This window comes from Paraburkholderia sp. SIMBA_053, from assembly GCF_046534895.1.
Taxonomy (GTDB): domain Bacteria; phylum Pseudomonadota; class Gammaproteobacteria; order Burkholderiales; family Burkholderiaceae; genus Paraburkholderia; species Paraburkholderia caledonica.
This window is the reverse complement of sequence record NZ_JAWRXU010000449.1, coordinates 1-290: the sequence shown is the minus strand read 5'-3', so window position 1 is coordinate 290 and position 290 is coordinate 1. Positions and strand designations below refer to the sequence as shown.

Here is a 290-nt window from a genome sequence, read left to right as displayed (position 1 = left end):
CGATCACGGCGTCGATATTTCGATGCAGGCGCTCACGAAGTACCAGTCGGGCGGCAGCGACGTGCTGATGGGCGCGACGATCACGGTCGACCGTGATCTGCATCTGAAGCTGAAACTGGCACGCATGCGGATGGGTATCGGCGTGTCGGCGGACGATTGCTCGCTCATCCTGCGCAGCCTGCCGTCGATGAAAGTGCGTTTCGACCACCACGACAAAAGCGCGCTCGAACTCGCGAAGTGGCTGAAGACGCGTCCGGAAATCGCCGTGGTGCTGCATCCGGCGTTGCCCG

1 protein-coding gene is annotated in these 290 nt (G+C 62.4%); it reads left to right on the top strand.

Annotated features, from left to right (window positions below; genetic code table 11):
* On the top strand, positions 1-290 hold a 290-nt coding region (locus SB753_RS36375; RefSeq protein ID WP_410804961.1), incomplete at both ends, for a PLP-dependent transferase.